The sequence below is a fragment of the Cellulomonas triticagri genome, assembly GCF_003696205.1.
Lineage (GTDB): Bacteria > Actinomycetota > Actinomycetes > Actinomycetales > Cellulomonadaceae > Cellulomonas > Cellulomonas triticagri.
On the sequence record NZ_RFFI01000268.1, the window covers coordinates 1 to 967 of the forward strand.

Annotated in this window: 2 protein-coding genes; both read right to left on the reverse strand. The window is 79.0% G+C overall.

The features are described 5' to 3' along the window. On the reverse strand, positions 1 to 548 hold a 548-nt coding region (fliO, locus tag EBM89_RS20755; protein ID WP_122151426.1), incomplete at its 3' end, for a flagellar biosynthetic protein FliO. Next, positions 548 to 967: flagellar motor switch protein FliN (fliN, locus tag EBM89_RS20760; protein ID WP_122151427.1), on the reverse strand; the 420-nt coding region annotated here is incomplete at its 5' end. The genes fliN and fliO, both read right to left, overlap by 1 nt.

Genomic DNA, 967 nt, shown 5'->3' on the forward strand with positions numbered 1-967 from the left:
GCGGCCCGCGCGGCGGCGGTCGCGCTCGCGGCGGCGGCGGCCGCGTCCACGACGGGCACGGGGACCGGGGTCACCGGGGTCGCGGGGGGCACCGAGGTCGTCACCGCCGGGACGGCGGGGTCCCCGGCCACGGTCGCCGCGGCGAGCGCGTCCTCGAAGGACGTCGCCGAGACGGTGACCGGCGCGGCGGCGCGGGCCCGGCGGCGCTGCGACGGCAGCACCGCGGCGGCCAGGTCGCCGAGCGTCATCGGGGTGCGGGTGGTCGCGGGCTCCTCGGGGGCCTCCTCCTCGGCGGCACCCGGCTCCAGCTCGGTGAGCATGGTGACGTTCTGCTCGCCGTAGCCGAGCAGCAGCCGGCGCTCGCCGACCGCGATCACGGCGACACCGGCGTGGCGGCCGAGCGCCTGGCGCCCGACGACCTCGACGGCCGGGCCCGCGGGCCGGCGACGGCCCTTGCCCCACCCGGCGCGGCGCGCGAGGACCCAGATGAGCCCGATCACGCACGCCAGCGCCAGGAGGACGCGCAGGCCCAGGACGGTGGTCTCCATCAGGCCGCGCCGTCCTCGCCACGCACGATCTCGGTGATGCGGATGCCGAACTCCTCGTCGATCACGACGACCTCGCCGCGGGCGATGAGGCGGCCGTTGACCATGACGTCGGCGGGGCTGCCCGCGGCGCGGTCGAGCTCCAGGACGGCGCCCGGGGTCAGCTCGAGCACCTGGCGGACCGGCAGCTTGGTGCGGCCGAGCTCGGCGGTCAGCGTCATCTCGACGTCGTAGAGCACGTTCAGGCTGGCGCGCTGGGTGGGGACGCCGGGGGCGGCGGCCGCCGCGGCGGGCTCGGCCCGCAGCCGCAGCGCGAACCACGCCTGCACGCCGTCGTCGGTCGCGAGGGCGACGAGCTGGGCGTCGGCGGGGACGGCGGTGGCGACCGGCTCGGTGCGCGCGGCCTCGAGCACCCCGGCGCC